The following is a 21818-nucleotide window of genomic DNA, read 5'->3' as shown; positions in this document are numbered from 1 at the left end:
GTCCTCCGCGGCTGAGCCGACCGGCACGGTTGCCGCGGTGATCGTGGCTGCCGGTTCCGGGGAACGCCTCGGAGCGGGCATGCCCAAGGCTCTGGTCCCCCTGTGCGGGCGCCCGCTGCTCAACTGGGCACTCGACGCCTTCAGCAGTCACCCCGACATCGACTCGGTGGTGGTGGTGGCGCCGGCCGAGGCGATGACCGCCGTCCAGGCCCACGTGGGCGAGTCAGCTCGCGTGGTGGCCGGCGGTTCCAGCCGACAGCGCTCGGTGCGCCTGGGTCTGGCCGCTCTGGGTCCCGACGTCGAGCTGGTGCTGGTGCACGACGCCGCTCGTCCCCTGGTGGACCCTTCGGTGGTCTCAGCCGTGGTGACAGCCCTGCGCCACGGCGCGCAAGCGGTGATCCCGGTGCTGGCGGTGGCTGACACCGTCAAGCAGGTGGACTCCGCCGGACAGGTTGTGGCCACCCTGGATCGAACCGGGCTGCGGGCGGTCCAGACGCCTCAGGGTTTCTCCTTGGCGGCCCTGCTCGCCGCCCACCGGGCCGCCGAGCAGCGCTCGCTGACCGAGGTGACCGACGACGCGGGCCTGCTCGAAGCGCTCGGAGTTCCCGTGCGCACGGTCGCCGGCGCCTCGATCAGCTTCAAGATCACCACGCAGCATGACCTGCGACTGGCGCATGCGATAGCGGCCGAGCCGGCTGCCCTGTCTCATTCCGGCCGGCCGGCATGACGCTGCCCCGGGTCGGCGTCGGCGTCGATGTGCATCCGATCGAGGCCGGCCGCGAGTGCTGGCTGGCCGGCCTCTTCTGGCCGAACGTCGCCGGCTGCGCTGGTCACTCAGACGGTGACGTGGTCTGCCATGCCGCGTGCGACGCGCTGCTGTCAGCGGCCGGGCTCGGCGACCTGGGAGCGGTGTTCGGCACCTCGCAGCCGGAGTGGGCAGGCGCTTCGGGTATCGAGCTGCTGGCCGAGGTGGTTCGCCGGCTGCACTCGGCGAGCTGGCGGATCGGCAACGTCGCGGTGCAGTTAATCGGTGACCGGCCGAAACTGGGACCGCGCCGCCTGGATGCCGAGGCGCTGCTCAGCGACGTCGTCGGCGCGCCGGTGACGCTGTCAGCCACCACCACCGACGGTCTCGGGCTGACCGGCCGTGGTGAGGGGCTGGCCGCCATGGCCACCGCTCTGATCACCCGCTGAAGGCGCACGAGCCGCCCGTTCCACGCGCCGGCCGTCATGCTGCCGCGTCGCCCTGACGACCTCTCAGCATGACGTTTGACGTTCCGGGCAACGCTCAGCCGGCGTGACGGGCCTGCCTACCGCTCAGCTCAGTGCCTGCGCCAAGTCCGCCCACAGGTCCTCGACGTGCTCCAGCCCGACCGACAGCCGGATCAACTCGGCCGGGGTGTGCTGCTGGGCCTCACCGGGGTAGCTGCCTCGCCGTTCCAGCAGGGACTCCACCCCGCCGAGGCTGGTGGCGTGGCTGATCAGCCGCACCCGTTCACAGATTCGCTGGGCCCGCTGCAACGAGTCGGGCTCGAAGGACAGCAGCCCGCCGTGGTTGTCCAGCAGCGCGGCGATCCGGGCGGCGTGCGGGTGCTCCGGCCGCCCCAGGTAGTGGACCTTGCGCACCGCTGGGTGACTCTGGAGCCGCCCGGCCAGCTCAGCGGCGTTGGCGCAGGCTCGTTCCAGCCGAACCGAGAGGGTGCGCAGGCCGCGTAGGGCGAGAAAGGACTCCAGCGCGCCGGGCAGCGCGCCGGTCAGGTTCCGGCGGGCCTTGATCTCGTCGTCGATGGCCTGGTCGGCGGTGACGAGCACGCCCATCACCAGGTCGCTGTGCCCGGCGATCCATTTGGTCGCCGAGTGCATCACCACGTCGGCGCCGTGCTCCAGCGGCCGGATCCCGAGCGGGGTCGCCAGGGTGGCGTCGACGACGGTGCGCACGCCGTGCTGCCGCGCGGCGGCGGTCAGCGCCGGCAGGTCGGGCACCCACAGCATCGGGTTGGTCGGCAACTCCAGCCAGAGCAACGTCGCCTGCGCCAGCGCGTCGATCGCGGCGGCGGTGTCGGTGACGTCGACCGGGCGCAGCGACAACCGGCCGAGCTCGACCTGCTTGTCGAGCAGGGTCCGGTTGAAGTTGTAGAAGCTGGTGGGCAGCACGACCACCGAACCGGCCGGCAGCCCCTCGATCAGCGCGGCGCAGGCGGCCATTCCGGAGGAGAAAGCGGTGGCCTGGCCGCCCTCGACCGCTCCCAGGGCCGCCTCGAACGCCGCGACGGTGTCGTTGCCGTCGCGGCCGTACACCCGCTGGCCCCCGGCGTGAAAAGTCGAGGTCAGCACGATCGGCTGGTTGACCGGACCGGCCGGGGTGCGGTCCGGCCGGCCGGCGGCGATCAGCATCGATTCACGGTGCAGCGGCTCTGGGTGCATGTGCTGAATCTAGCCGCCGGCTCACCTAGACTTCGGCTATGACCGCATTGCCAGACCTGGCCAAGAAGCTGCTCGATGACGCCAACGTCGTGGTGGTGGCGACGAGCAACACCGACGGCTCACCGCAGACGTCGGTGATGTGGGCGACCTACGAGGGCGACGAGCTGTTGCTGTCCACGATCCAGGGCCGCAAGAAGGAGACCAACTGGCTCAAGGACCCGCGGGTGAGCGTGATGGTGCTGGACCGGACGGACCTCTACCACTACGTCGAGGTCCGCGGCATGGTCAGCATGAGCACCGAGGGTGGGCCGGAGTTGATCGAGCGGCTGTCACAGGCCTACACCGGCAAGAGCTGGACCGACGACGAGGGCACCGACCGCGTCCGGGTGGTCGTGCGGGTGCGGCCCAGCCACGTGGTGCTCTACGACTGAGCGCCGCCCGGCGAACTGCTGGTAATCAGCGCGGCCAGTTGTCCGTAAGATTGCCCGGTGACGCTCAGGCTGTATGACACCGCCACCCGAACCGTGCGGGACTTCGTCCCGCTCGTCGCCGGGCACGCGTCGATCTACTACTGCGGCGCCACGGTTCAAGGCGCCCCGCACATCGGCCACCTGCGATCCGGTCTGAACTTCGACATCCTGCGACGGTGGCTCAGCCACCGCGGTTATGACGTCACCATGGTCCGCAACATCACCGACATCGACGACAAGATCATCGCCAAAGCCGCCGAGGGCAACCGGCCGTGGTGGGCCCACGCCGCGATCTACGAGCAGGCCTTCCGAGACGGCTACCGGACACTGGGCTGCCTGCCGCCGACGGTGGAGCCGCGGGCCACTGGCCACGTGCCCGAGATGATCACCCTGATGCAGCGGCTGATCGAGGCCGGGCACGCCTACGCGGTAGCCGGTGACGTGTACTTCGACGTCCGCTCCTTTCCCCGCTACGGCGAGCTGTCCGGCCAGCGCATCGATGAGATGTTGCCGGCCGGTGACTCGGTCGGTGACAGCCGCAAGCGCGACCCGCGCGATTTCGCGCTGTGGAAGGCCGCCAAGCCCGGTGAGCCGAGTTGGCCCACCCCCTGGGGAGACGGACGGCCGGGCTGGCACCTGGAATGCTCGGCGATGGCGGGCAAGTACCTCGGCCCGGAGTTCGACATCCACGGCGGCGGTCTGGACCTGATCTTTCCCCATCACGAGAACGAGCTGGCGCAGTCGGTGGCCGCCGGTGGGCGTTTCGCGCGGTACTGGTTGCACAACGGCTGGGTGACCATGGCCGGCGAGAAGATGTCGAAGTCACTGGGCAACACCGTCGGGATCAGCGCGATGGCCGAGCAGTGGCGTCCGGTCGAGCTGCGGTACTACCTCGGCGCGGCCCACTACCGCTCGGCGATCGAGTACTCGCCCGAGGCGCTCAAGGAGGCCTCGGTCGCCTACGCCAAGATCGAGAATTTCGTGCGCCGCGCGGTGGAACTGGTGGGCCAACCGGACGAGCCCGTCGAGCTGCCGGAGTCGTTCGTCGGGGCGATGGACGATGACCTCGGTGTGCCGCAAGCGCTGGCCATCATCCACAACACCCGGCGACACGGCAGCATCGGCCTCAACCGGGGCGACAAGGACGTGGTGCGCACCACCCTGGCTCTGGTGCTGGCAATGACCAGCGTGCTCAACCTTAATCCGTTGGACTGGCAAAGGACCGCCGCCGCCGGCAGCGAGGCGGCGCTGACGTCCACGGTGGACCGGTTGGTCAGGTTGGCTCTGCAGCAGCGCCAGGACGCTCGGTCCCGTAAGGACTACGCCGCCAGCGACGCGATCCGCGACGCGCTCGCCGAAGCCGGCGTGCTGGTCGAAGACACCCCCGAGGGCCCCCGCTGGACGGTGGCTCCCACGACGCACTCCCCTGAAGCACACAGAGATCGGTAGAGCAGGCAATGGCAGGTAACTCCGCCCGCAAGGGCGCCGTGCGCAAGGGCAAGAAGGGGGCCGCCGTAGGTTCGGGCGGCAACAGGGCCCGGGGCTTGGCGGGCAAGGGCCCGACCCCCAAGGCCACCGAACGCAAGGGGCATCCGGCGGCGCGGCGGGCCGCGGCCGTGGAGCGCCGCTCCGAGGGCGCGCCTCGCCGCCGTGGCACCGCGGGCAAGAACTCCGACGCCCCTGAACTGCTGGTCGGGCGCAACCCGGTCGCCGAGGCGCTGCGGGCGGCGATTCCGGCCAACGTGCTCTACGTCGCGATCGGCATCGAGGCCGACGAGCGGGTGACCGAGGCGATCCACCTCGCCGCCGACCGCGGCCTGCCCATCCTCGAAGTCAGCAAGTCCGAGATCGACCGGCGGACCGGCGGCATCCTGCACCAGGGCATCGCCCTGCAGGTGCCGGCATTCGCCTATGACGAGCTGCCCGACCTGCTCGACCTGGTCGCCTCGGCGACCACCACGCCGCTGCTCGTGGCTCTGGACGGGGTCACCGATCCGCGCAACCTGGGAGCGGTCATCCGGTCCGCGGTCGCCTTCGGCGCGCAGGGCGTGATCGTGCCGACCCGGCGCTCGGCCGGAGTCACCGCGACCGCCTGGCGCACGTCGGCCGGCACCGCGGCGCGGATCCCGGTGGCTCAGGTGACCAACCTGGTGCGGGCGTTGCGGGACTGCCAGAAGGCCGGCCTGCAGGTTGTCGGCTTGGACGCCGACGGCGACACCACCCTCGATGAGCTGCCGAACGCGGGCGAGCCGCTGGTGATCGTGGTCGGCTCGGAGGGCCGTGGCCTGTCCCGGTTGGTCGGTGAGACCTGCGACGTGACGGTGTCGATCCCGATGACGGGTCAGGCCGAGTCGTTGAACGCCTCGGTGGCAGCAGCGGTCACGATGGCCGAGGTGGCACGCCGGCGCAGGCAGGGCCGCTGACCTCTGACGCCGGCCGCCGACCAGGCGCCACTGGCGTCGGCGGTCGCATTGTCGCCGGCCTCGGTTCGCCGCTAGCGTAAGGGCTGGGCGAGCAGGTGGCCCCACCTGGCGGCCGGGCTGTCCGGAGCTGCCTACTTGATAAGGAGTAGCACTATGACGGAGACCGAAGGAACCGCTGACGGCGGTGCTGACGGCGTGGCCGGTGTGCATGACGGTGGCGCCGACGGCGGCGCGGACGGTGGCGCGGGTGACGGTGGCGCGGACGGTGGCGCTGGCGGCGCGGGTGACGGCGGAGCCGATGGCGGCGCGGACGGTGGCGCGGGTGACGGCGGCGCGGACGGTGGCGCGGATGGTGGCGCTGGCGGCGCGGGTGACGGCGGAGCCGATGGCGGCGCGGGTGACGGCGGTGCCGACGGCGGCGCGGACGGCAGCGCCTGAGTACTGAGCAGCCTCTGGGCGGCGCCGGCTCGGTCGGCGCCGCCTTGCCCACTGCGGTTTCGCCGAGTGCCCTGGCGCGTTGCATCGCCATTCCGGTGGAGCGGTTCGCCGCAGAGCACTGGTCGAGGCAGCCGCTGCTCACCCCGGCCACCGAGAGCGGCGCGGACTACACCGATCTGATCGACACCGCGGCGATTGACCAGCTGCTGTCCCAGCGTGGGCTGCGCACCCCCTTCATCCGACTCGCCAAGCAGGGCAAGGTGATTCCAGCCCGGGACTTCACCAGGGCGGGGGGCCTCGGCGCCGGCGTGAGCGATCAGGTGGCCGACGACAAGGTGCTAGGACTGATCGCCGACGGCGCCACCCTGGTGTTGCAGGCGCTGCACCGCAACTGGCCGCCGCTGGTGCGCTTCGGCAGCAGGTTGAGCGCCGAGCTGGGGCATCCGGTTCAGATCAACTGTTACCTGACCCCGCCGCAGAACCAGGGCTTCGCCCCGCACTACGACACTCACGACGTGTTCGTGCTTCAGGTCGCCGGCCGCAAGCGCTGGGTGGCGCACCGGCCGGTGCTCACCGACCCGCTGCCCGGTCAGGACTGGGAGCAGCACCGGGAAGCGGTCGCCGCCCGCTCGGCCGAAGCGCCGCTGCTCGACCTCATGCTGCAGCCCGGCGATGCGCTGTACCTGCCCCGCGGGTTCATCCACTCGGCGGTGGCGCAGGGCCAGACCTCGATCCATCTGACCGTCGGCGTGCATCCGGTGACGCGGCACCACCTGCTCAAGCACCTGCTCGCCGAGGCGGCCGGCGAGTCGAGCCTGCGCGCCTCGCTGCCGCTGGGCGGCGACCTGGCCGACGAGGCGCGGCTGGCTGACCAGCTGCGCCAGACGGTGCAGGCGTTCGTCGCATTCGCCGAGGCCGGCCGGTTGCCGCAGGTGGCCGGCCGGCTCGCCGACGAGCTGGCCGACACCACCCGACCGGAGCCGATCGAGCCGATGGCACAGCTCGCCGCGCTGGCCGCCCTGACGCCGTCGGCTTGCTTCCGGCTGCGGCCAGGCCTGCGGCCCCGGCTGGCGCGGATGCCGGATGCGCTGTCGCTCAAGGCCGTCGACACCAGCCTCAGCCTGCCGCTGTCGGCCGAATCCGCGCTCAAGCTGGCGCTCTCCGGCGAGCCGGTGAGCGCGGCCACGCTGCCCGGCCTGGACTCCGAGGCCGCCCTGTCACTGGTCCGCAGGCTGCTCACCGCAGCGATCCTGGTGCCCGAGCGCGGTGCTTGACCGGCCGAACCGGTGCGTGCTGGCAGCGGCCGCCCGGAGTGATGAGATGCTCGGCACCGCCTTTCCCGCCAACCGGATCCTGCTCGTCGAGCAGCCCGGCGGGTGGGGGGTAGAAGGCCTGGCCGGCTCCCGGTTCGACTCGCGGGTCGCGCGGTCGCTGATCGGCACGCTGGGCGAGCAGGGGGTCCGGGTGCTGGCTATCCGCCGCCCCGGCCGCTATCAAGCTTCGGCCGAGCGCACCTGGGGGTTCGCCGACTGCCGGCCGGGCCGGCAGGGCGCCGTCTGGGGGACCTACCGGGCAGCCGAGGAACTGCTCGGGCTCGACCCGGTGGCGCTGGCCGAGCAGGCCAAGGACACCCGGCCGGTGTACGCGGTGTGCGCGCACGGCACCCGGGACATGTGCTGCGCCATCGAGGGCCGCCCGATCGCCACCGCGCTCGCCCAGCGACACCCTGGCCGGGCGTGGGAATGCAGCCACGTCGGAGGCGACCGGTTCGCTGCCAACGTCCTGGTGCTGCCCACCGGGCAGCTCTACGGCCGGATCTCAGACCCGGTCGCCCTGGCGTCGGCGACCGAGGCCGGACAGGTGCTGCCTGATCGGCTGCGTGGCCAGATCGGGCTGCCGCCCGCCGCGCAGGCCGCAGTGGTGCATGCCCAGCGAGAGCTCGGTTTGGCGGCGGTGGGCGTGGTGCGGCTGCTGCAGGTGCAGGGCTCGCCGCCTGACGTGCAACTGGTGCGGCTGGCGGTGCCGGGCGGCTCGTGCACGGTCGCGGTGCAGCGGGTGACCGGTGCGCCAGCGATTCTCACCTGCAGGGACACCAAGACCAAGGTGCCGATCAGCTACCGCCCGCTGTGGCTGCGGGCCGACTGACCCAGTCGTGACTGTGAGAAGACCGAAGAAGAAGGGGACGCCGGCGGCGAGCCGACGTCCCCCTCTGCTGTCCTTCTAGCGGCGGGCCTTACGCGCCGAGGCGCTCACCGGTCTCGGGGTTGAACGCGTGGGTCTCCTCGGTGCGGACATCGAGGGTGATCTCGTTGCCGATCTTCGGAGGCACCCGGCCGTCGAAGCGGACGGTGAACGGCTTGGCCCCGCCGTCGTCGCCCACGTCGTGAGTCTTGGTGCCCGGCAGCTCGCCGTAGACGAAAGCGTCGGCGCCCAGCTCCTCGACCAGCGTCGCCTTGAGCTTGAGGCCCTGGCCCGACTCGGAGACGTGGAAGGACTCCGGACGGATGCCGAGGATGACTTCCTTGAGCCCCGCGGCGCGCGCGGCGGCCGCGGCGTCCGGCTTGATGGGGATGGTGAGGCCGCCCAGCTCGGCGCCGTTGTCGCCGAACGGCACCTTGACCAGGTTCATCGCCGGTGACCCGATGAAGCCGGCCACGAACGCGTTTCCGGGGCTGTCATAGAGATTGCGCGGGGTGTCGACCTGCTGCAGGATGCCGTCCTTGAGCAGCGCCACCCGGTCGCCCATCGTCATGGCCTCGACCTGGTCGTGGGTGACGTAGATCGTGGTGGTGCCGAGCCGGGCCTGCAGCGCCGCGATGTTGGCGCGGGTCTCCACCCGGAGCTTGGCGTCGAGGTTGGACAGTGGCTCGTCCATCAGGAACACGCTGGGCTCGCGGACGATCGCACGGCCCATCGCGACCCGCTGACGCTGACCACCGGACAGCGCCTTGGGCTTGCGGTCAAGGTAGGGCTCCAGGTCGAGCAGCTTCGCCGCGGCCAGCACCTTCGAGGCCCGCTCGTCCTTGGAGACGCCCTTGAGCTTCAAGGCGAAACCCATGTTCTCGGCGACGGACATGTGCGGGTACAGGGCGTAGTTCTGGAACACCATCGCGATGTCGCGGTCCTTCGGCGGCTTCTGCGAGACGTCGACGCCGCCGATCCGGATCTCACCCTGGTCGACGTCCTCAAGGCCGGCGAGCATCCGCAGGGCGGTCGACTTGCCTGATCCGGACGGGCCCACCAGGACGACGAACTCGCCGTCGGCGACATCGAGGTTGAGCCGGTTGACTGCGGGGACCGGGTTTCCGGGGTAGAGACGTGAGGCCTCGACGTACTGAACTTCGGCCATGCCAGTTTCCTCTCGGTGTTGTGTGACCGCACCGGGTACGGGCTCTCGCGGCTGCGCGAGCCTCACGGCATTCCGGTCGGCGCCGGGGATCCGCCTCCACCGATCGAAGGCGGCGACCCCGACCGGCATAGCGGTCTGGACATCTCATTAGCGCAGTTGCCGAGCAGGCAGTCAAGGACGCCAGCGCTGCGAGTCGCAAACGCTTCCGGAAACCACCCTCGAACTTGCGTTAATTCCAAGTGATTCTTACGAGTTGACTATGAATCGGTTATATGTCCTTATTGGCGATGCGATCCCCGTCGCTCCCCCTCGAGAAGGAGACACTATGTTCGGAGTACAGCCACGTGCCGCCCGGGCGCGCACCAAGCTCGGCGCCGTTCTGGCCGCCGTGACCGTCGGCGCAGGAATGGTGGCAGCCCTCACCCTCGGCGCCTCGCAGGCGAGCGCGGCGACCTACGTCAACGGCATGGACGTCTCCGGTCACCAGGGCAACGTCGCCTGGTCGACCGCGTGGGCCAACGGCGCTCGGTTCGCCTACGTCAAGGCGACCGAGGGCACCAGCTACAAGAACCCCTACTTCGCCCAGCAGTACAACGGCTCTTACAACGTGGGCATGATCCGCGGCGCTTACCACTTCGCGCTGCCGAACAACTCCGGCGGCGCCACGCAGGCCGACTACTTCGTCAACAACGGCGGTGGCTGGTCCGGCGACGGCAGGACCCTGCCGCCTGCGCTGGACATCGAGTACAACCCCTACGGCGCCACCTGCTTCGGACTGTCGCGGGCCTCGATGATCAGCTGGATCAAGGCCTTCTCCGACCGGGTGCACTACCGCACCAACAAGTACCCGATGATCTACACGACCCTGGACTGGTGGACGACCTGCACCGGCAACACCAGCGCCTTCGCGGCCACCAACCCGTTCTGGATCGCCAGGTACAGCTCGACCCCGCCCACCCCGCCGGCAGGCAGCGCCACCTGGACCATGTGGCAGTACTCGGACTCCGGCATCTACCCGGGCGACCAGAACTACTTCAACGGCGCGTACACGCAGTTGCAGGCGCTGGCCACCAACCCGCACTGACCCGGCCAGCTCCTGACTGGTCGAAAGCTTGAACCAGTAGGCCGGCACTGAGCCGGTCAGCACGTCAGACCACTGTGAGACCCGCGGGCGGTCACCGGATTCCGGTGACCGCCCGTGCGGCGTTGTGCGCCTGTGCCGTGATCAGCCGACGTGGGTAGGCGCCCAGAACCGCAGCTTGCCGTCCCGCTCGTCTTCGAGCACGCCGCCGTTGGCCTCGATCACCTTGCGCGAGCCGACGTTGTCGACGTCGCAGGTGATCAACGCCTGCTCGATGCCCATGCCGGCCGCGATCGGCAGGGCGGCCCGCAACATCGCGGTGCCATGACCGCGCCGACGTGCCGCGGGCGCGATGTCGTAACCGATGTGCCCGGCGGATTCGAGCACTCGCGGTGTCAGCTCGTGCCGGATCCGAATGCTGCCCAGAAACCGCGTTCCCTCGGCCCACCAGTAGGTGCTGGTGTGCACCCAGTCCGGCGGCGGGGGCGCTGAGGTGTCGCCCTCCCTGCGCAACTCGGCCAGAAACCGCTCGAATCCCTGCGGGGTGTGCCACTGCGCGGCAAAGCGGGTCAGGTGGCGGCCGAGCGCGCTGTCATCCTGCGGGCTGCCCCGGCCCTCGGCGGCGAAGTCGGCCATCGCGGATAGGAAGGACGGCGCCAGCGCGGCGCTGGGCGGCAGCAGGTCAGGCATGGCCTGATCGTGGCGGGAATCGGCGCCTCAGGCGAGTGAATTACCTGTCGGGCGCCGCGCGCAGGCGCTCCACCTGTGCTGTCACGGCGGCCATGATCTCGTCGGTGACCGCCCGCAGCACCTCAGCGGTCGGCTCGACGTCGCGGTACTTGCCCAGCTCGACCGGCTCACCGACGATGGCCTCGTGCCGGCGCCGTGGAAATGGCCGGAACCGTCCGCCCCGTCCGAGCGTCCGGTGCGCTCCCCACTGGCCGATCGGAATGACCGGGACGTCTGGGCAGGCCAGGGCCAGCCGGGCCACGCCGGTCTTGGCCTGCATCGGCCAGTAGTCGGGGTCGGCGGTGATGGTGCCCTCGGGATAGATGACCACGCACTCGCCGTCGCGCAGCGCCTGCTCGGCGGGTCGCAGCGAGTCGGCGGCCTGGCTACCGGAGCGGTAGACCGGTATCTGACCGCCGCCGGTCATGATCGGTCCCAGGATCGGCCAGCCGAACACGCTCGACTTGATCAGAAAGCGGGGGATCCGCCCGGACTGCCAGATCATCCACGCCATGGTCGCGGTGTCGGCCTGGGAGATGTGGTTGACCGCCACCAGGACGCCGCCGTGCGCCGGCATCCGGTCCAGGTGGTGCCAGCGGATCTTGAACAGCAGCGTGGTCAGTGGGCCGATGATCACGGCGCACAGCCTGATCCAGAAACCGGCCTTGGGTCGGTGCGCTCGGCTCATTCGCTGCTCCCTGGGGGTTGTCGAGGACATTCGTACCCGAACCGGTCCAGGCGCTCACCGCCCGGGGTGGGGCGGGTGAGCGCGCTCAGGTCCCGGCCGCACCGGCCGGAGGCAACGCTGCCGGACTAGGATGGTCGAGGCTCGCGGGCGGTGCGTCCGCGCCGGCCGGCGTGGCGCAATTGGTAGCGCACCCGACTTGTAATCGGGCGGTTAGGAGTTCAAGTCTCCTCGTCGGCTCCACTGCCAGCCCCTGCGGTCTTCATGACTTGAAGATCCCTGATGCCGGGCGGTTGGTGCTTGGACATGAACAAGGGCACGATCTTGTCAACACCCTTGGCGACCGCGAAGACCTGCTCGACCGGGCTACTGTCGTCCATGAGGCGGGGATCGCGCGGGTGACGGCTCTACGAGGCAACTCGCCGTCGCAGAACGCTTCGCCGAGACGCTGGCCGGGCATCTCGACAGCGAGGGCACGAATCGATCACTGCCCCCATGCGCCCCCGTCACGGTAACCAGTGCACGCGGCAGCCAGCACGGTTGTGAACTTTTGTCGGACCTTCCACCTACGTTCGTGGCGTCCCGGAGGGACGTGGGCGCTGCCGGTAGCGTCCAGGAGTCCGAGATCATCGAGGGGGTGGAGACGTGGCGAGCAAGAGTGCTATCGAGTGGACCGAAGTTACCTGGAACCCCACGACCGGCTGTGACCGAGTATCGGTGGGTTGCGACAACTGCTACGCGCTGACGCTGGCCAAGCGGCTGAAGGCCATGGGTGCCGAGAAGTACCAGAACGACGGAGATCCACGCAGCAGTGGTCCGGGGTTCGACGTGACCGTGCACCCGCAGGCTCTCTCGGCGCCTTTCTCTTGGGGTCAGCCGCGCGTGGTCTTCGTGAACTCGATGAGCGACCTGTTCCACGCCCGCGTTCCGCTCGACTTCGTTCGCCAGGTCTTCGAGGTCATGGCCGCGACGCCACAGCACACCTACCAAGTGCTCACCAAGCGCGCCGCTCGCCTGCGGAAGGTCGCTGACCAGTTGGATTGGCCGGACAACGTATGGATGGGCGTCAGTGTGGAGAACAGCGACGTGCTCAACCGGATCGATGACCTGCGCGGCGTTCCTGCGGCCGTTCGCTTTCTGTCCTGCGAGCCGCTTCTTGGGCCACTCGATGACATCAATCTGGCGGGGATTCATTGGGTTATCGCCGGTGGCGAGAGCGGCTCAGGGCACCGGCCGCTGGACCCGGAGTGGGTCATCAACTTGCGGGATGCCTGCCAGTCAGCGCGATTGCCGTTTTTCTTCAAGCAGTGGGGTGGTCGTACACCGAAGGCCGGTGGGCGCACGCTCGAGGGCCTGATCTGGGATGAGATGCCCGCAACGCGACTAACGACGGCCTAGTTCCCCTGTCCGGCGGGACCGACGCTGGTGCTTGGATAGATGACCTCCTGCGAACGGGGGTGCAGGGTGGTGTTCATCGACTTGATTCTGTTGGCCGGGGTGGCGCGGGGGAGGGTTGGGCCACTGGTCCGGAGCCCCTCGTCCGGGCTGAGACGAGCCGCTGGGTTCGGCCGAGGTTCCCATGTGGCCGGAAGATGACCCGGTGAGCGAACTCCGTCCTACCGGGTGGCCGATCGCAGCAGGTGCTCTTGTGACCTTGCAATAGGACGCGGACGCGCTGTGGAACAAGGCGCGGTTGTCCTGAACCACGCCATGGGCGCTTACGAACCGAACCTTCGACGAACGTGCGCTCTAGGCCTTCCTGGCGCTGGAGTTGCCCGGCAAGGCGGCTTTTGTCTCCGCTCGCCGACGCTCGTCGCCGTGCCGCAGATAACGATGGCAATCTGACCTTCCCCTCCTGCAAGGGTCGGAAAGCCGTGGCGCATCGACTCCACGGCATGCTCGCACCGGTGGGTGGGAACTTCCCCGTCACTGGTCCCAATCGCTGGCAGCCAGGACGACTATGGCAACGACTGACCCGTCGGGCTCATCGCCAAGTCTGGAGAGCAGCGACCGGAATCGGGCGGTTGTCCTTCATGCTGCTCGGGCTACTGGTTGCGGTTGCGGCTGAACTAAGTCGGAGGCAAGACGACCAGCTCTCGGGTCTTGCCGCCGACGCCGGTAGCGGCGGTGCCGCCCTGCTGGTGCAGCGCCTTGACCGCTTTCCGGACCACCGACTCCCGGACCTGCCCGTAGAAGCCGCCGAACACGGCCTTGGTGTGGTCGACCACTCGAAACCCGGCAGGGTAGGAGCGCAGGAGTGTCCGCAGGTTGTCGGCGATAACCGGCAGGGCGGCCTCCTCGACCGTCTCTAGGACGGGGCGGACGATGGCCGTGGTGGTGAACAGCGAGCCCTGGTCTTCCTCAGCCTGGGCGTCCACCTCGACCTCCTCAAGGGTGTCCCACCACGCCTGCGTGCTACGCGCGACCGCGTCGCCGAACACCCAAAGGCCGTGCGGTGCGCGGGTGCCGAAGATGAGGTCGTAGACCGGCTTGTGTGTGGGGGCTCGCCGCACCGGAACCGGCACCAGATCCATTCCTGTCGCGGTGGACAGGCGCCGGGAGAAGCCAGCAACGACTGCCTCGACGGCGTTGTCGGTAACTCCACCCGCGAAGTGCTCGCGCCACCAGGGGCCGCCCACGGTGCCGTCCATCCGCCTCAGCGTCGCCTCGTTAGGCTGGCTGGCGGTGACGTGTCCGCCGATCCGGCGAACGGCTTCCAGGCTGAAATTGAGCAGAAACTCAGTGGGCGGCCAGCCCTTCTTGCGCTCACCGTTGAGGAGCCCGCTCATCCGGTCAAACGGCAGTCCCAGCCCGCAGGGGTCCAGGAACAGGAACAAGGGGCATCCGACGGCTGAGGTGACCACTCGGTCGAGGATGTCCTGCACGTCTCCCCGGTGGGCGTGGGCGGTCACGCCCTTGGCGACGTACTCGGAGACAACTCCGTGCAGAACGCGGGCTGATTCTGCATCTTGCTCAACGAAAAAACAGGTCCAGGCGAGGCCAACGCTCTCAAACTGCTTCTGCGCGACCATCATGATCTTCTCGGCAGACGCGGGCGTGCCGTTGGCGTACCGCCCTCGTCCGGCGTAGCCATCGAGGTAGACAACCCGACGCCCAATTGAGCCAGTCATCCCGGCGAACGGGGGCACGTACTTGTCGAGCAGGGTGTGCTTGAAGACGCTGGGTAACGCCTGCTCCGACCAATACTTATCTCTGGCCCCCGTCGCCATGCGTGTCCCCTCACTATTCTGAGCAAAGCGTGCCATAGGACGGCGACAGCACCGATTACCTGCGCGATTCACCTCGGGTCCGCTCGCGCAGCGAGCGGAGCCAGGCGTTCAGGTCTTCGACGGGGCACCTGTCGTCATCGAGCACGAAGGGCAGCCCGTCAGGGTCGAGACTGGTGGGTTGCGGGTCCGGCCCCTGGACGTGGGACCGGTTGTACGCATAGCACGACGGGTCTGCTCCTTGACGGGACGGGGGTGTAACACCCCGCTACACCTCTGCAAACCGTATAGGGCACCCTCGGGTCCCGGCAGATGACACACGTGCGGATTCAACCCCTAACCGACTTGTAATCGGGCGGTTAGGAGTTCAAGTCTCCTTGTCGGCTCACTTCGAGCTCGGCAGGCGCCGTCCCCACTGGGGTGCCGATCCTGACTGCTGGGCGATCCTGGCTGCTGGGCGATCCTGACAGGTCACCGGGAACAGTCGCCACGCTTGCCGCAGCCGGTGACAGACGAACGCGGCGGCGACCTCAGGTCGCCGCCGCGCTCGTGCACTTCCGGCCGAGGCCGGTCACATCTACTTACTGGACGACTCCCAGGGCGTTGACGATGCCCGCGCCGTAGAAGCCGTTGAACTCCGGCGTCCCGACGCAGGTGGCGGTGAACTCCGCCGAGCGTCCCTCTTGGGTGTAGGACTGGACTCCACCAGCGGGGCACGCGTGGTCGGTCGCGGTGGCGGCCAGCAGAGCCGCCACCGAGGCCGGCTCCCAGGTGAACCCGCGAGCGGGGCTGGCGTCCTTGTGCCCGTGGGCGCTGATCGCGAGGGCGGCGACACCGGTGGCGTGCGGCGCTGCCATCGAGGTGCCCTGGAGGTAGCGGTAGAAGCCGCACTTGCCCTCGTCGTCGCACGCCTTCTGCACACCGGCGGCCACGCCGGCCGGGGTGATGTTGCCGGAGGCGTCGACCTGGCCTGAGTTCTGCAGGATGTGGGTCGGCGCCGTGGACAGGATCTGGTTGCCGTTGGCGCGGTAGGTCGGCGTGCCGAAGCCGTCGCGGAACCAGCCACCGGGAGCCGACACCTCGATCTCACCGGAGGTGAGGTCGGTGGTGTAGTTGGAGAAGTCCGACTTCTTGCCCGACGGGCCGAGCGAGGAGACGCCGATGACGTTGGGGCCCTCGACCGGGAAGATGTGGCAGGTGGCGTTGTCGATCGTGCGCTCGTAGGGGTCGGCGCCGTAGTCCGGGCTGGAGACGTCATGGCGCGGCTGGGACAGGTCCTCGTGGTTGTTGCCCAGCGAGCCGACCAGCGTGACGTCGTGGCCGTTGGCGTAGTTGATCGCACGGGTGATCGCCTCGATGGCAACGTCCTGATCGGCCGCCGCGCTGGCACTGTCCTCCGGCGCTCCGCCTGCGCAGTTGTAGAGCCACGGGTCGAGGTAGAACGACATGTTCACCACGTCGAGGCCGGCGTCGCCGGCGTAGGTGAGGGCGCTGGTGACCGGGCCCAGGAAGAAGTAGCCGCTGTCCTGGCCGGCCCGGATGTTGACCAGCGTGACGCCGGGCGCCACGCCGCTGAGGCCCATGCCGTTGAGCGCGGCCGCGACAGTGCCGGCGGTGTGGGTGCCGTGCCCGCTGTCGTCCCAGTTCGCCGGGTCGACGCAGCCGGCGAACTCGCACGGGCCGTCGATGTCGACGATGTCGGTGGTGAAGTTGCGCGACAGCTTCTTGCTGAAGTTGGAGTGCAGGTCGGGGTGGTCGCCGTCGATCCCGGTGTCGAGGATGCCGACGGTGACCCGGTGGTCGCCTCGCTCGATCTGGTGCGCGGCGGGAGCGTTGATCATGTCCATGCCCCACAACAGGCTGTCCAGCGGGTCGCCGGGCCGTGCCGAGGTGGCCGCGGCAGGCGCGTTGCCGGCGACGGCGGCCAGTTGGGCCTCGTTCTCGACTGCGTCGCGCGGGCCGGCTGCCTCGGGATGGGAGCCGATCGAGCGGTCGCGGCCGACGCCCTCGACGCCGGCCAGCCCACGGGTCCGGGAGACGAACCCGGTGTTGCGCGAGGTGACCGTGAGCAGTCCGATCGCCTCGTTGACCGAGGTGACGCTCGCGCCGTCGGCGCGCAACTGCTCAGCCAGCGTCTGGGCTGACTCGCCGGCCTGGGTGAGCACGACGTAGGACGTCGCCGCGCCCTGGTCGGACTGGTGATCGGCGTTCTGTGACGTGGCGCCAGCACTGCTCACGGCCAGTGCCGGCACGGCCAATGCCACGGCCACTGCCGCGACGATGATCCGGGATCTGCGCATATCGGGGTTGTCCCTCTCCTTCGGGGCGCGAAGGCGCCCCACCTAGCGTCAATCTAGGCACTGGGTAACAAAATAGGAACCCCTGGCGAATTGGCCGGACAAGGGCTTCCGCGACAGGGCCAGGTGCTGGTCCCATGCGGCCGCTGACTGCGGAACGGTCAGCACCTGACTGGTGGGCGCTGCGTGTAGCGCGCGGCCTCGCCCGCAGCGTCGCTATTGCAGTCGGCAGGAACAGCCCAAACCCAAGTAAATCCCGCATGACGGGCCGGGTGGCCAGCGATGGGAGCGAGGTATCGTCGCCTTGCAGACCCCGCAACCGCGCGAGGAGGCCGTCGATGAGAGTCGCGCTGTTCGCGACCTGCCTGGTTGACGGGCTGTTTCCCGACGTCGCCCGGGCTACGGTGCGGCTGTTGCGGCGGCTGGGGCACGAGGTGGTGTTTCCGCAGGAGCAGTCCTGCTGCGGCCAGATGCACCTGAACACCGGTTATCCCGCTGAGGCCCTGCCGTTGATCCGTCGTCAGGCTCAGGTGTTCGCCGACTTCGAGGCCATCGTGGCGCCGAGTGGGTCATGCACCGGCTCGATCCGGCACCAGCACGCCGACACCGCGCGCCGGTTCGGCGACGAGCGGCTTGCCGTGGCCGCCGAGGCGGTCGCCGCGCGCACCTACGAGCTGTCGGAATTCCTGGTCGACGTCGCCGGCGTCACCGACGTCGGCGCGCACTTTCCGCACCGGGTCGCCTACCACCCGACCTGCCACTCGTTGCGGCTGCTGCGGGTCGGCGACAAGCCGATGGCCCTGTTGCGAGCCGTTGCCGACATCGAGCTCGTCGAACTGGCCGCCGCGGACTCCTGTTGCGGCTTCGGAGGGACCTTCGCCCTGAAGAACAGCGCGGTGTCGGCGGCGATGCTGGCCGACAAGGTCGCCGCGGTCCGGGCGAGCGAGGCGACGGTCTGCTCAGCAGGGGACTCCTCGTGTCTGATGCACATCGGCGGTGGGCTGTCCCGGCTGCACGTCGGCGCCCGCACCCTGCATCTGGCGCAGATTCTGGCCAGCACCCGGTCCGAGCCGGCGCTGGTATGACGTACCTGGGCATGCCGACCGCTCCGCCCGGAGTGGGGCAGCTGCGCGGTGAGCAGTCGTTTCCCGACGCCGCCGAGGCCGCGCTGGCCAACCCCCAGCTCCGGCGCAATCTGGCCAACGCCACCGGCGCCATCCGCGCCAAACGGGCCGCGGTGGTGGCAGAGGTCCAGGACTGGCAGGAGCTGCGGGCCGCCGCCGCGGCGATCAAGGACGAGGTGCTGGCCAACCTGGACAGCTACCTGTCACAGCTCGAGGCGCGGGTCACCGAGCGGGGCGGGGTGGTGCACTGGGCGCGAGATGCCGCCGAAGCCAACCGGATCGTCACCGAGCTGGTAATGGCGACGGGCTCACGCGAGGTCGTGAAGGTCAAGTCGATGGCCACCCAGGAGATCGGCCTGAACGAGGCTCTCGAAGCGGCTGGCATTTTGGCGTTCGAGACCGACCTGGCCGAGCTCATCGTGCAACTGGGACACGACCGGCCCAGCCACATCCTGGTTCCCGCGATCCACCGCAACCGCAGCGAGATCCGTGACATCTTCCTGTCCGAGATGGCCGGTGTCGACCCGGAGTTGACCGATGAGCCGGCCGCGCTGGCCGAGGCGGCCCGCCGGTACCTGCGGCAGAAGTTCCTGAGCGCCAAGGTGGCGATCAGCGGCGCGAACTTCGCGGTCGCCGAAACCGGCGCCCTGGTGATCGTGGAGTCCGAGGGCAACGGCCGGATGTGCCTGACGCTGCCGGAGACCCTGATCACCGTGATGGGCATCGAGAAACTGGTGCCCAGCTTCACTGATCTAGAGGTGTTTCTGCAGCTGTTGCCGCGGTCTTCCACCGGCGAGCGGATGAACCCCTACACCTCCATCTGGACCGGCGTGCATCCCGGCGACGGGCCGAAAGAGTTTCACCTTGTCCTGTTGGACAATGGCCGCACCGCCACGCTGGCCGACGAGCAGGGCCGGGCTGCCCTGCGGTGCATCCGGTGCTCGGCCTGCCTCAACGTCTGCCCGGTCTATGAACGCACCGGCGGCCACGCCTACGGCTCGGTGTACCCCGGGCCCATCGGGGCGGTGCTGTCTCCCCAGCTGACCGGAGTGGCCGACAACGCCAGCCTGCCGTTCGCCTCCACGCTGTGCGGGGCGTGTTACGACGTCTGCCCGGTGGCCATCGACATCCCGACGATGTTGGTGCACTTGCGCGACCGGGTCAACCAGGACAAGGCGGCTGGCCACCGGCTGCCCACCGCTGAGGCAGCCGGCATGGCGGCAGCGTCCTGGGCGATGCGAGGTCGCCGGCGCTGGACGTGGCTGCTGCGCGCCGCTCGACTGGGCCGGCTGGCTCAGCTGTCCCGGCTCAGCAGGTCCGGCGCGGGGCGCCGCCTGTTGCCGCCGCCGCTGTCGTCCTGGGTGAACTCTAGGGATCTGCCGCAGCCGCCGGCGCAGTCGTTTCGCGACTGGTGGTCCGAGCAGCGATGACGGCCCGCGACGAGGTGCTGGCCAGGATCAGCGCCGCTCTGGCGCCGGTTCGCGGCCCGGCCCCCGGCGCCGGGGAGGTCAGCGCTCCCGCGGCGCTACCGCGGCGCTACCGCCGGGCCGGCGAGGTTAGCGCGGGCGATCCCGCTGGCGGCGCTCCTGCCGGCCCGGCGCACCGGGCGGGGTTGGCGGACCTGCTGATCGATCGGCTGGTCGACTACCGCGCCACCGTCACCCGGTGCGAGCCGGCCGGCGTCGCCGCCGTGCTGGCGCAGCGGCTGAGTCGGCATCGCATTGAATCGGTGCTGGTTCCCGACGGTTTTCCTGAGCGGTGGCTGATTGACACCAGCGCTGAGCGTCGCGCCGATGAGGCGTTGACGCCTGTGCAGCTGGACCGGATCGACGGCGTGCTGTGCACCTGCGCGCTTGCCATCGCCGAGACCGGGACCATCGTGCTCGACGCCGGGCCGGGCCAGGGCCGCCGGGCTCTCAGCCTGGTGCCGGACTACCTGCTTATCGTGCTCGAGTGCGAGCAGATCGTCGCAGGGGTGCCCGAGGCCCTGGCCCAGCTCGACGCGGGGCGGCCGCTCACCTGGATCAGCGGTCCCAGCGCGACCAGCGACATCGAGCTTCACCGCGTCGAGGGCGTGCACGGTCCGCGCACGCTCGACGTGATCCTGATCGACTCCGAGGGTGCCCTCGCCTGAGAAGGGCGGCCACTTGTTCCCTCGTGCGCACTTCGTCGGGCAGGGCGAAATGCGCGATCTTGCGCAGGCTCGAGGATGCGTGTGGGTGCGCCCGGCCAATAGGCGTGCCAAGCACCGTCAGCCAAGCTCGGCGGCAAGCGCTTCGATCCGATCACGGATGTCGTCTCGCACGCGCCGTACCACGGTGATGTCCTTGCCGGCGGGGTCTTCGAGTTCCCAGTCCTCGTAGCGTTTGCCCGGAAGGACAGGGCAGGTGTCGCCACAGCCCATGGTGATGACGACGTCGCAGTCGCGTACGGCGCCGACGGTGAGCAGCTTGGGCTGCTCGGTGGTGATGTCGATTCCCACCTCGCTCATAGCCTGCACGGCAATCGGATTGATCTGCTCGGCCGGTTGAGAACCCGCCGAGCGAACCTCGATCCGGTCGCCCGCCAGGTGCATGAGCCAGCCGGCGGCCATCTGGGAGCGTCCGGCATTGTGCACGCACACGAACAGGACACTGGGCTTGATGATCATGACTGGCCGATCAGCGCGCCCAGCTCAGCCAAGGCGTCCGTGCGCGCCCGGTAGTAGACCCAGACCCCCCGCTTCTCCCGATCCAGCAGGCCGGTTTGGTGCAGCACCTTCAGGTGGTGGCTGATCGTGGGCTGTGACAGGTCGAAGGCATCGGCCAGGTCGCAGACGCAGGCCTCACCGCCCTCCCGGGAGGCCACCAGCGACATCAGCCGCAGCCGCACCGGGTCGGCCAGCGCTTTCAACAGCGGGACCACCTGCTCCGCCTGCTCGGCGGACAACGGCTCCTGCGCCAGCGGACTGCAGCACGCGACCGGGCTCGCCGGGGTCAGCAACGGAAGCAAAGACTTCGACATAGATCTATATTGACAGCTGTCTATGTCTCAGGCAACCTTGACCAAGACATAGACGCCCATCTAAATCTCGGAGGCAAGCATGTCCCGCATCCAACTGGCCATCAACGTCGACAACCTCGACGAGTCGATCGCCTTCTACGCCAAGCTGTTCAACACCGAGCCTGCGAAGATCCGCCCCGGCTACGCCAATTTCGCCGTGGCCGAGCCGCCGCTGAAACTCGTCCTGCTGGAGCACCCCGGCCAGGGCGGCAGCATCAACCACCTGGGTGTCGAGGTCCCCGACATCGACACCGTCGATTCCGAGCAGACCCGCCTCGGCAGAGCCGGCCTGACCTCGATCGACGAACGCGGCGCCACCTGCTGCTACGCCAAGCAGGACAAGTTCTGGGTCGAAGGCGCGCCCAACGGTGAACGTTGGGAGGTGTACACGGTGCTGGCCGACAGCCAGACCTTCTCCGCCGAGCCGGCCGAAGCCGGCAGCACGTGCTGCGGAGCCGAGATCGGCGCGCAGGCCGAGCCCGCGGCTTCTGGCGCCTGCTGCTAGCCACCGGCGCCCAAGCCGGCTGCG

At 69.3% G+C, this 21818-nt stretch carries 23 protein-coding genes and 1 tRNA gene; 15 read left to right on the top strand and 9 right to left on the bottom strand.

Annotation, left to right across the window (positions count from 1 at the left end; all coding sequences use genetic code 11):
* Positions 1-37 precede the first annotated feature (37 nt).
* Together ispD and ispF are read left to right on the top strand one after the other, a co-directional pair.
* Complete coding sequence (gene ispD / locus VGB75_15050) at positions 38-727, top strand: 2-C-methyl-D-erythritol 4-phosphate cytidylyltransferase (protein ID HEY0168357.1); 690 nt, start codon at positions 38-40, stop codon at positions 725-727.
* Entirely contained in the window at positions 724-1194 is a 471-nt protein-coding gene (gene ispF, locus VGB75_15045) for a 2-C-methyl-D-erythritol 2,4-cyclodiphosphate synthase (protein HEY0168356.1), read from the top strand. The genes ispD and ispF overlap by 4 nt, the downstream gene beginning before the upstream one ends.
* A 123-nt stretch (positions 1195-1317) precedes the next feature.
* Here the strand turns inward: ispF and VGB75_15040 are convergent, their stop codons facing one another.
* Positions 1318-2424, bottom strand: coding sequence for a PLP-dependent transferase (locus VGB75_15040; GenBank protein ID HEY0168355.1), 1107 nt, complete (start codon positions 2422-2424; stop codon positions 1318-1320).
* Positions 2425-2462: 38 nt separating this feature from the next.
* Here VGB75_15040 and VGB75_15035 point away from each other — a divergent pair, with 38 nt between their 5' ends.
* The 6 genes from VGB75_15035 to VGB75_15010 all read left to right on the top strand — a co-directional run bounded on the left by VGB75_15035 (position 2463) and on the right by VGB75_15010 (position 7900).
* Positions 2463-2855: a PPOX class F420-dependent oxidoreductase gene (locus VGB75_15035; GenBank protein HEY0168354.1), complete on the top strand. Its 393-nt coding sequence runs from the start codon at positions 2463-2465 to the stop codon at positions 2853-2855.
* A gap of 57 nt (positions 2856-2912) precedes the next feature.
* Positions 2913-4343, top strand: coding sequence for a cysteine--tRNA ligase (cysS, locus tag VGB75_15030; GenBank protein ID HEY0168353.1), 1431 nt, complete (start codon positions 2913-2915; stop codon positions 4341-4343).
* A gap of 8 nt (positions 4344-4351) precedes the next feature.
* Positions 4352-5317 (top strand): 23S rRNA (guanosine(2251)-2'-O)-methyltransferase RlmB, encoded by a 966-nt coding sequence (rlmB, locus tag VGB75_15025; protein HEY0168352.1) that lies wholly within the window; start codon positions 4352-4354, stop codon positions 5315-5317.
* A gap of 184 nt (positions 5318-5501) precedes the next feature.
* Positions 5502-5762 (top strand): hypothetical protein, encoded by a 261-nt coding sequence (locus VGB75_15020; GenBank protein ID HEY0168351.1) that lies wholly within the window; start codon positions 5502-5504, stop codon positions 5760-5762.
* A 37-nt stretch (positions 5763-5799) separates the two neighbouring features.
* Positions 5800-7029, top strand: a complete 1230-nt coding sequence (locus VGB75_15015) for a cupin domain-containing protein (protein ID HEY0168350.1) — start codon at positions 5800-5802, stop codon at positions 7027-7029.
* Complete coding sequence (locus tag VGB75_15010) at positions 7022-7900, top strand: sucrase ferredoxin (protein HEY0168349.1); 879 nt, start codon at positions 7022-7024, stop codon at positions 7898-7900. The genes VGB75_15015 and VGB75_15010 overlap by 8 nt, the downstream gene beginning before the upstream one ends.
* A gap of 88 nt (positions 7901-7988) precedes the next feature.
* On the opposite strand, the gene ugpC is transcribed toward VGB75_15010, so the two are convergent.
* Entirely contained in the window at positions 7989-9104 is a 1116-nt protein-coding gene (gene ugpC / locus VGB75_15005; protein HEY0168348.1) for a sn-glycerol-3-phosphate ABC transporter ATP-binding protein UgpC, read from the bottom strand.
* A 325-nt stretch (positions 9105-9429) separates the two neighbouring features.
* Here ugpC and VGB75_15000 point away from each other — a divergent pair, with 325 nt between their 5' ends.
* On the top strand, positions 9430-10188 hold the full coding sequence (locus tag VGB75_15000; GenBank protein ID HEY0168347.1) for a lysozyme: 759 nt from the start codon (positions 9430-9432) through the stop codon (positions 10186-10188).
* Between the two features lie 141 nt (positions 10189-10329).
* On the opposite strand, the gene VGB75_14995 is transcribed toward VGB75_15000, so the two are convergent.
* Both VGB75_14995 and VGB75_14990 read right to left on the bottom strand, forming a co-directional pair.
* Positions 10330-10875 carry a GNAT family N-acetyltransferase gene (locus VGB75_14995; protein ID HEY0168346.1) on the bottom strand — a complete coding sequence of 182 codons (546 nt, stop codon included), beginning with the start codon at positions 10873-10875 and terminating at the stop codon, positions 10330-10332.
* A 40-nt stretch (positions 10876-10915) separates the two neighbouring features.
* Positions 10916-11602: a lysophospholipid acyltransferase family protein gene (locus VGB75_14990; protein ID HEY0168345.1), complete on the bottom strand. Its 687-nt coding sequence runs from the start codon at positions 11600-11602 to the stop codon at positions 10916-10918.
* Positions 11603-11766: 164 nt separating this feature from the next.
* On the opposite strand from VGB75_14990, the gene VGB75_14985 reads away from it, so the two are divergent.
* Positions 11767-11842, top strand: a tRNA-Thr gene (locus tag VGB75_14985).
* Here the strand turns inward: VGB75_14985 and VGB75_14980 are convergent.
* Entirely contained in the window at positions 11821-11979 is a 159-nt protein-coding gene (locus VGB75_14980) for a hypothetical protein (protein ID HEY0168344.1), read from the bottom strand. The genes VGB75_14985 and VGB75_14980 overlap by 22 nt on opposite strands.
* A 265-nt stretch (positions 11980-12244) precedes the next feature.
* Between VGB75_14980 and VGB75_14975 the strand changes: the two genes are divergently transcribed.
* Complete coding sequence (locus VGB75_14975; protein HEY0168343.1) at positions 12245-12997, top strand: phage Gp37/Gp68 family protein; 753 nt, start codon at positions 12245-12247, stop codon at positions 12995-12997.
* Positions 12998-13668: 671 nt separating this feature from the next.
* Here VGB75_14975 and tcmP read toward each other — a convergent pair.
* Entirely contained in the window at positions 13669-14829 is a 1161-nt protein-coding gene (gene tcmP, locus VGB75_14970) for a three-Cys-motif partner protein TcmP (GenBank protein ID HEY0168342.1), read from the bottom strand.
* Between the two features lie 578 nt (positions 14830-15407).
* A complete protein-coding gene (locus VGB75_14965) occupies positions 15408-17126 on the bottom strand; it encodes a S8 family serine peptidase (GenBank protein HEY0168341.1) in 1719 nt (572 codons plus the stop codon).
* Positions 17127-17461: 335 nt separating this feature from the next.
* Between VGB75_14965 and VGB75_14960 the strand changes: the two genes are divergently transcribed.
* From VGB75_14960 to VGB75_14950, 3 genes are read left to right on the top strand one after another with little or no spacing between them, the layout of a single operon-like run.
* A complete protein-coding gene (locus tag VGB75_14960) occupies positions 17462-18208 on the top strand; it encodes a (Fe-S)-binding protein (GenBank protein HEY0168340.1) in 747 nt (248 codons plus the stop codon).
* Positions 18209-18219: 11 nt separating this feature from the next.
* Complete coding sequence (locus VGB75_14955; protein HEY0168339.1) at positions 18220-19677, top strand: LutB/LldF family L-lactate oxidation iron-sulfur protein; 1458 nt, start codon at positions 18220-18222, stop codon at positions 19675-19677.
* Positions 19674-20381, top strand: coding sequence for an LUD domain-containing protein (locus tag VGB75_14950; protein ID HEY0168338.1), 708 nt, complete (start codon positions 19674-19676; stop codon positions 20379-20381). Before VGB75_14955 ends, VGB75_14950 begins: the two co-directional genes overlap by 4 nt.
* Before the next feature lie 117 nt (positions 20382-20498).
* On the opposite strand, the gene VGB75_14945 is transcribed toward VGB75_14950, so the two are convergent.
* Both VGB75_14945 and VGB75_14940 read right to left on the bottom strand, forming a co-directional pair.
* Positions 20499-20897 carry an arsenate reductase ArsC gene (locus tag VGB75_14945; protein ID HEY0168337.1) on the bottom strand — a complete coding sequence of 133 codons (399 nt, stop codon included), beginning with the start codon at positions 20895-20897 and terminating at the stop codon, positions 20499-20501.
* Entirely contained in the window at positions 20894-21250 is a 357-nt protein-coding gene (locus tag VGB75_14940; GenBank protein ID HEY0168336.1) for a metalloregulator ArsR/SmtB family transcription factor, read from the bottom strand. Before VGB75_14940 ends, VGB75_14945 begins: the two co-directional genes overlap by 4 nt.
* A gap of 79 nt (positions 21251-21329) precedes the next feature.
* Between VGB75_14940 and VGB75_14935 the strand changes: the two genes are divergently transcribed.
* Positions 21330-21794: an ArsI/CadI family heavy metal resistance metalloenzyme gene (locus VGB75_14935; protein HEY0168335.1), complete on the top strand. Its 465-nt coding sequence runs from the start codon at positions 21330-21332 to the stop codon at positions 21792-21794.
* Positions 21795-21818 lie beyond the last annotated feature (24 nt).

Origin of the sequence: Jatrophihabitans sp. (assembly GCA_036399055.1) — a bacterium.
Taxonomy (GTDB): Bacteria; Actinomycetota; Actinomycetes; order Mycobacteriales; family Jatrophihabitantaceae; genus Jatrophihabitans_A.
This window is presented reverse-complemented; position numbering and strand designations above follow the sequence as displayed.